At 40.8% G+C, this 7,236-nt stretch carries 7 protein-coding genes; 6 read left to right on the forward strand and 1 reads right to left on the reverse strand.

Features of this window, described 5'->3' with window-relative positions:
• The 6 genes from Q1V93_RS17360 to Q1V93_RS17385 all read left to right on the forward strand — a co-directional run.
• Positions 1–298 (forward strand): tRNA lysidine(34) synthetase TilS C-terminal domain-containing protein (locus Q1V93_RS17360; protein ID WP_300666419.1); only part of this gene is annotated, 298 nt, incomplete at its 5' end.
• Between the two features lie 81 nt (positions 299–379).
• Positions 380–649: a hypothetical protein gene (locus Q1V93_RS17365; RefSeq protein ID WP_300666420.1), complete on the forward strand. Its 270-nt coding sequence runs from the start codon at positions 380–382 to the stop codon at positions 647–649.
• 78 nt (positions 650–727) lie between these two features.
• Complete coding sequence (locus Q1V93_RS17370) at positions 728–1,162, forward strand: protein-disulfide reductase DsbD domain-containing protein (protein ID WP_300666421.1); 435 nt, start codon at positions 728–730, stop codon at positions 1,160–1,162.
• A gap of 14 nt (positions 1,163–1,176) precedes the next feature.
• Positions 1,177–3,270 carry a thioredoxin family protein gene (locus tag Q1V93_RS17375; protein ID WP_300666422.1) on the forward strand — a complete coding sequence of 698 codons (2,094 nt, stop codon included), beginning with the start codon at positions 1,177–1,179 and terminating at the stop codon, positions 3,268–3,270.
• 236 nt (positions 3,271–3,506) lie between these two features.
• On the forward strand, positions 3,507–5,606 hold the full coding sequence (gene recG, locus Q1V93_RS17380; protein ID WP_300666423.1) for an ATP-dependent DNA helicase RecG: 2,100 nt from the start codon (positions 3,507–3,509) through the stop codon (positions 5,604–5,606).
• A gap of 9 nt (positions 5,607–5,615) precedes the next feature.
• Positions 5,616–5,957 (forward strand): hypothetical protein, encoded by a 342-nt coding sequence (locus Q1V93_RS17385; protein WP_300666424.1) that lies wholly within the window; start codon positions 5,616–5,618, stop codon positions 5,955–5,957.
• A gap of 187 nt (positions 5,958–6,144) precedes the next feature.
• On the opposite strand, the gene dusB is transcribed toward Q1V93_RS17385, so the two are convergent.
• Positions 6,145–7,146 carry a tRNA dihydrouridine synthase DusB gene (gene dusB, locus Q1V93_RS17390; protein ID WP_300666425.1) on the reverse strand — a complete coding sequence of 334 codons (1,002 nt, stop codon included), beginning with the start codon at positions 7,144–7,146 and terminating at the stop codon, positions 6,145–6,147.
• Between the last annotated feature and the right edge of the window lie 90 nt (positions 7,147–7,236).

Genomic DNA, 7,236 nt, shown 5'->3' on the forward strand with positions numbered 1-7,236 from the left:
ATCCATTTTCTCTAAATGGGAAGCTTATATCGATTTAAAAAAATGCCCGGAACCAATCATTCAAAGTACGGCTGAAAAATCCGATACCATCCGGAAAATTGGCGCTGGCGGGAAAAGCACTATTCACAAACTACTCAAGGATCATGGTATCCCGGAACAATGGAGAACCAGCTATCCTATTTTCAAATCCGGTAAAGAAGTCATCTGGATTCCGGGAATTGCTGTTTCAGAAAAACACGCTCAAAAAAAAGCTACCAACCTGATTATCAAACTTTCAAGAACACAAAATAAGGCGTAATATTTTTTTTTCACGAAATGTGTTTTTTAAATTATTTTTTCATTAAATTTCGGTTTGTAGACTCTTTAAACCCACAAAACAATGGAACCAGTTACAGTAGAAAAGGAAGTAGTGAAAGACTTATCTTTCAAACACCCAGTTGAATTCGAACAACAATCGGACATTCGTACGAAATTAGAAGAAGCAACCAGGTTAGGTAATGGTTATCATCATAAAGTAGGGATCATTTTTCACGACGACGAAGGACTGAAAAGAGTCAATACCACCATTTGGGCTACCGGCCAAAAGTACATTTGTCTCAAAGGCGGAATGTGGATTCCCATTGATCATATTGTAGAATTAAAGTTTTAGCTTTTCAAGAAAAGTATACAAACTCATTATCGACAAGCAGTTTTCGTTTCGTAGCTTTGGGTAAACAAACTAAAGCCCATGCGAAATCTGATTTCTTTATGTCTTTTTCTGATGCTTGGTACCGCCCTGTTTGCCCAGGATCGCGTAAAATGGAATTTTTCATACAATCCCGGTACTCAGGAAGTTCAAATGAAAGCGACTATTTCTGATGGTTGGCACTTATACAGCCAGCACATCAGCAACACCATCGGACCGGTTCCGACCAGTTTTACATTTACTGAAAATGCCAATATCAAGTTTGAAGGCGAAGTAAAAGAGCCGAAAGCCATTCACGAATACGACGAAAATTTCGAAGCGGCTTTGGATTTCTTCAAAAACGAAGTGGTTTTTACCCGAAAAATTTCAAAACCGAAATCAGGCGAAGTCATCAAAGGCTATGTGACTTTTATGGTCTGTAACGAAGTGATGTGCTTACCGCCTGTTGACATTGATTTTACTATAACAATTCCGTAACAACTCTTATCATAATGAGAATTTCAAAGTATTTTTCTTTTCTTTTTTTAATATTTCTTTCTTTTCAATCATTCTCTCAACTTGAATTCGCTGAGGATAAAGCAAAATGGACATTTAGAGTAGAAACCGGTGCAAATTGCGAAGCAACAATCATTGCAGAAGTAAACATTGCAGCTCATTGGCACATCAATTCAATTGTATTGCCAAAAGGGACTTTTGGTCTGGCTACGGGATTCAATCTGGACAAATCTCCCAATTATCAGTTGGTCGGTGCTGTAAAAGAACCTAAGCCGATTCAAAAACACGATGATTTGGCTGATGAAGATTTAAGCTACCATGAAGGAAAAGTAATTTTCAGACAAAAAATCAAGATTCTGTCTAAAAAAGATTTTGTCCTGAAAGGAACTTACTCCTTCCAGCCTTGTGATGAAAACCATTGTCTAACGGAATATGTAGGGAAATTCGAAGTAAAGGTTAAGGGCTGTGAAACCGCAAGCTCTTCAGCATTAGAGACAGAAAATGAAAATACAACAGCTGCTGTTACAACACCAACAAAAAAAGATGATCAACCGGCTGATTCTCACTCTCAGAATGTTAAAAAAAATACTACTGATAAAAAGACAAAAACAGCATCAACTCAAGACAAGAATGACATCGCAAACATGTCAGTTTTGACCATTTTTCTCCTTTCTTTCGGGAGCGGATTTTTAGCACTTCTTACACCATGTGTGTTTCCTATGATTCCAATGACAGTTAGCTTTTTCACTAAAAGAAGCCCTACCAAAGCAATCGGTATCAAAAACGCAATCATTTACGGTATTTCAATTATTGTAATCTACATTCTTTTGGGTGTTGTTGTCACCGCAGTATTTGGTGCAGATTCTTTGAACAACATGTCTACCAATCCAACTTTCAATATTATTTTCTTCCTGATTTTAATTGTCTTTGCCGTTTCTTTCATGGGAGCATTTGAAATTCGAATGCCAAGTAAATGGGTCAACAAAGCCGACTCAAGTGCAGATAAAGGCGGACTGATCGGAATTTTCTTCATGGCCCTTGCACTTGCATTGGTATCTTTTTCATGTACCGGACCAATTGTAGGAAGTTTGCTTGTCCAGGCTGCAACTACCGGAGGAATGGCTCCAATTGTCGGTATGTTTGGATTTTCTTTAGCCTTGGCTTTGCCTTTTGCGATTTTTGCAGCATTTCCGGGTTGGATGAATTCTTTACCGAAATCCGGTGGATGGTTGAATACCGTTAAAGTTGTACTTGGATTGTTAGAGCTTGCTTTGGCATTCAAGTTTTTATCAAATGCTGATCTGGCAGTTCAGGCACATTACCTGGAAAGAGAAGTCTTTTTAGCTATTTGGATTGCTATTTTCGCAGTTCTTGCTTTCTATTTATTTGGTTGGCTGCAATTCCCTCATGACAGTAAAATAGAAAAACTTTCTGTAGGAAGAGGACTTTTGGGAACATTCATCTTTGCATTTGTATTATATATGATACCCGGACTTTGGGGAGCTCCGTTAAAACTTATCAGTGCCTTCCCTCCTCCATTAAATTACAGCGAAAGTCCTTTTGGAGTGGGTAATTCCTCAGGAGGGAACACGAGCGGTTCTGAAACGTTAGAGATTGTTGACGGTATGGAACTTGGGCCTCAAAACATTTATGTGTTTCACGATTTTGATAAAGCAAAAGCATATGCCGATAAAGTTGGAAAACCACTGTTCGTTGATTTCACTGGACATAATTGTGTAAACTGCCGGAAAATGGAACAAAGTGTTTGGGGCGAACCGGGCATTATTGATAAATTAAAAGGTGATGTGGTAATTGCTTCTTTGCATGTAGACGAACGAATCGATTTACCAAAAGAGGAACAAATTACAGTAGAACTAACTCCAGGAAGATTTAAAACATTAAAAACTACCGGAGATAAGTGGATGTACAAACAAATTAAAGATTATCAGGTTACAGCTCAACCTTATTATGTGATGCTTGATAAGGAAGGTAATACACTTTCGAACGGATCTGCAGATTATCAAAATCACGGAAATCCGGAAGTCTTTAAAAAGTGGTTGGATGAAGGTTTAAAAGCGTTCAAAAAATAACTCAAATTTACCGTTCATCACAAAAAAACGTGTTAAGAAAATTTTAACTAAAAATTGTTTTTTTAATTATAAAATAGATTTAACTTTGTACTGATTTAGGTGGTTAGGTTAGGTTGATTAGTGAATGGAGTTCGGACGCCCGTCTGAGCTCCATTTATCATTTACAGGAATTTGATTTGATCCAAACTCCGGCCTGATCAGAAATCCAACACACGGATTTTTATTAAATTCGCAACATGAACCAATGGTTGCAAACTCACATCGAATTCCTGAAAGGCGTTGGTCCGCAAAGAGCCAAACTTTTGAGAGATGAAATCGGTATTGTGACCTATCATGATTTACTTTATCATTTTCCGTTTCGATACATTGACCGTTCCAAATACCATCTCATCAAGGACGTTCCTTTTATTGACGGTTTCGTACAGTTGAAAGGACAAATCATTTCAGTTCAGGAAACCGGAAGCGGTCGTCAGAAAAGATTGAACGTTAAATTCCAGGACTCAACAGGAATCATTGACCTGGTTTGGTTCCAGGGATACAAATACATTCTTCCGAATCTGAAGCTGAACACCGATTACGTTGTCTTTGGAAAAGCAAAAGTGTATGTCAACACCTGGAACATTTCTCATCCGGAATTAACTCCTTATACAGGAACCGAAGCCAGTTTGGGTTGGCAACCGGTGTATTCGTCAACTGAAAAACTCAATTCCTCCGGATTGCATTCCAGAGGGATTCAAAAACTGGTTGAAAACCTGCTGGATCTGACAAGCAAAGTCCGGTTCGAGGAAACGCTCCCAACCCGGTTTATCCGGGAACTCAAACTTCCTGATTTCGGAGCTGCTATCCGGGCCATTCATATGCCAGCCGACGTTTCACTTGCTCAAAAGGCAAGAACACGGTTCAAATTTGAAGAATTACTGAATTTGCAAATAGAATTACTTCTTCGCAAATCCATTAATCTTCAAAAAAGCAGCGGACAGGTTGTTTCCGACGTGGGACAGCTGTTTCACGATTTTTACGAAAACAATTTGCCGTTTCCGCTGACCAATGCCCAGAAAAAAGTTTTGAGAGAAATCCGCCGCGACATTGGCTCCGGATTTCAGATGAATCGGTTGTTACAAGGTGATGTAGGAAGCGGAAAAACAGTTGTAGCCTTACTGACAATACTCATGGGAATCGGTTCCGGATTGCAGGGAGCTTTGATGGCTCCGACAGAAATTCTCGCCAATCAGCATTTTATCGGATTGCAGGAATTACTGGAAGGTACACCTGTGAAAATTGCGTTATTAACCGGTTCTACCAAAAAAGCTGCGCGAAGAGAAATTCACGAAAACCTCCTGAACGGTGAAACCCATATTTTAGTCGGGACGCATGCACTTCTGGAAGATGTTGTTCAATTCAAGAACCTGGGGATTGTGGTGATTGATGAACAACACCGTTTTGGTGTCGAACAACGTTCGCGATTGTGGAAGAAGAACACTTCTCCGCCACATATTCTGGTCATGACCGCCACTCCGATTCCACGAACGCTGGCAATGACCTATTACGGTGACCTGGATGTTTCGGTTATTGACGAACTTCCTCCGGGAAGAAAACCCATTACGACCAAACATCATTTCGAAAAAGACCGTTCCCTGGTCTTCGGCTTCATTCGCAGGGAAATCGCGCTTGGAAGGCAGGTTTACATTGTTTATCCCCTAATCCAGGAATCCGAAACACTCGATTACAACAACCTGATGGATGGTTATAAAGCCATCAGTCGTTCGTTTCCGTTACCGGATTACCGCGTGAGCATTGTGCACGGAAAAATGAAACCGGAAGTGAAAGATTACGAAATGCAGCAGTTTGTGGAAGGAAAAACACAGATCATGGTTGCCACAACAGTGATCGAAGTTGGAGTAAACGTTCCGAATGCTTCTGTGATGGTGATTGAAAGCTCCGAGCGTTTCGGATTGTCTCAATTGCATCAGTTACGAGGTCGTGTTGGTCGTGGAGCGGAACAATCCTACTGCTTGCTCATGACCGGAAACAAACTTTCGGCAGATACCAAAAAACGCATCCACACCATGGTTCGCACCAACGACGGATTTGAAATTTCAGAAGTCGATTTGGAACTCAGAGGACCTGGTGATATCATGGGAACACAGCAAAGCGGCAACCTGGATTTGAAAATTGCGGATCTGGCAAAAGATGGCCCGCTTGTTGCACTGGCTCGTGAAAAAGCAAGAGAGCTTTTAACAGATGATCCCCGATTGGAAAAACCGGAACACGTTTTCCTGAGAATGGAAGCAATAAAACGACTCCAGGACAAACCGAATTGGGCAGAAATTTCGTAAACTTGAACAATGAAAAAAACACTTCTACTGGCGATTGCGCTTTTCAGTTACTTTCAGGCAGATTCTCAGGTTCTTACAGGAACATTGGTTGATTCGGGTCGTAAATTATTAAACACGGAGGAGAAATTTACCATTCCAAATGCAGCTGAAGGAACAGTTGTGGTAGAATTGTCTGTCAATCGTGAGGGGAAAGTAACCGGAACAAAAATCATCGGGGAACAATCCACCATAAAATCCACTCCCTCCCGCATGAAAGCTGAAAATGCGGCGAAAAAACTGACGTTTACGGCTGGAACACGTTATGCTCCTTTTGAGCATGTGCGGGTGAAGTATTCTTATATAGTACAATAAGTATCTTTCCTCCCCCTCATTCCCCCTCCCAAGGGGGAAGCCAGATCAACATTCTTTTGAAATGATTTCCTGACTAATATCAATATTTTTTTGAACCTTAATCTCTGATAAAAAGAGATTTTAAAATCTCCCCCTTTGGAGGGGGATAAAGGGGGAGGACAAAATTATTTTGAATCCCGAGAAAAATCTACACTGGATTGGAGAAAACAAACTCTGCAGCATTCTCTTCCAAATAAGAGAGCATATCCAGGATTTCCTGTAAATCAAAAGACGTAACCAGTTTGGTTCTGTATTCCTTGAAATGTGCAATTCCTTTGAAGTAATTGGTGTAATGGCGTTTCATTTCCACCACTCCGAGACGTTCACCTTTCCATTTCACACTCATCATCAAATGGTCGCGCGCCGCATCTACCCGGTCTTTTAAACTTGGAAGAGCCAGATGTTCTCCGGTTGCCATGTAATGCTTGATCTCGTTGAAAATCCACGGGTAACCGATACTTGCTCTACCGATCATGATTCCGTCAACTCCGTAGCGATTTTTATATTCCACCGCTTTTTCAGGTGAATCAATATCTCCGTTTCCGAAAATCGGAATTTTGATTCGTGGATTGTTCTTTACTTCTGCAATACGCGTCCAGTCGGCTTCACCTTTGTACATCTGAGCGCGTGTGCGTCCGTGAATCGACAACGCTTCCACTCCGATATCCTGCAAACGTTCGGCTACTTCCATGATATTAATCATCGAATCATCCCAACCCAAACGGGTTTTCACTGTAACCGGTAAACCGGTTGAGTTGATACAGGCTTTTGTCAGGCGAACCATCAAATCGACGTCTTTCAACACCCCGGCTCCGGCTCCTTTACAAACCACTTTTTTCACCGGGCAACCGAAGTTAATATCCAATAAATCCGGATTGGTAGCATCAACGATTTTTGCAGACATCGCCATGGCGTCTTCATCACCTCCAAAGATCTGAATCCCGATTGGTTTTTCGTAGTCGAAAATATCGAGTTTCTGACGACTCTTGATTGCATCCCGGATCAATCCCTCGGAAGAAATAAATTCAGTGTACATCAAATCGGCTCCATGTTTTTTACATAACGCTCTGAAAGGAGGATCACTTACATCTTCCATGGGGGCCAAAAGAAGCGGAAATTCGCCCAATTCAATATCCCGGATTTTTACCATGGTGCAAAGATACGACTAAATTAAAAATTCCTAATTCCTAATTCCTAATTCCTAATTCCTAATTCCTAATTCCTAATTCCTAATTCCTAA

Source organism: Fluviicola sp. (assembly GCF_030151805.1).
Taxonomy (GTDB): domain Bacteria; phylum Bacteroidota; class Bacteroidia; order Flavobacteriales_D; family Crocinitomicaceae; genus Fluviicola.

Bases quoted from the DNA above. Each gene is read 5' to 3' on its own strand.
- Q1V93_RS17365 (WP_300666420.1), top strand. From the start codon at position 380: ATGGAACCAGTTACAGTAGAAAAGGAAGTAGTGAAAGACTTATCTTTC.
- Q1V93_RS17370 (WP_300666421.1), top strand. From the start codon at position 728: ATGCGAAATCTGATTTCTTTATGTCTTTTTCTGATGCTTGGTACCGCC.
- Q1V93_RS17375 (WP_300666422.1), top strand. From the start codon at position 1,177: ATGAGAATTTCAAAGTATTTTTCTTTTCTTTTTTTAATATTTCTTTCT.
- recG (WP_300666423.1), top strand. From the start codon at position 3,507: ATGAACCAATGGTTGCAAACTCACATCGAATTCCTGAAAGGCGTTGGT.
- Q1V93_RS17385 (WP_300666424.1), top strand. From the start codon at position 5,616: ATGAAAAAAACACTTCTACTGGCGATTGCGCTTTTCAGTTACTTTCAG.
- dusB (WP_300666425.1), bottom strand. From the start codon at position 7,146: ATGGTAAAAATCCGGGATATTGAATTGGGCGAATTTCCGCTTCTTTTG.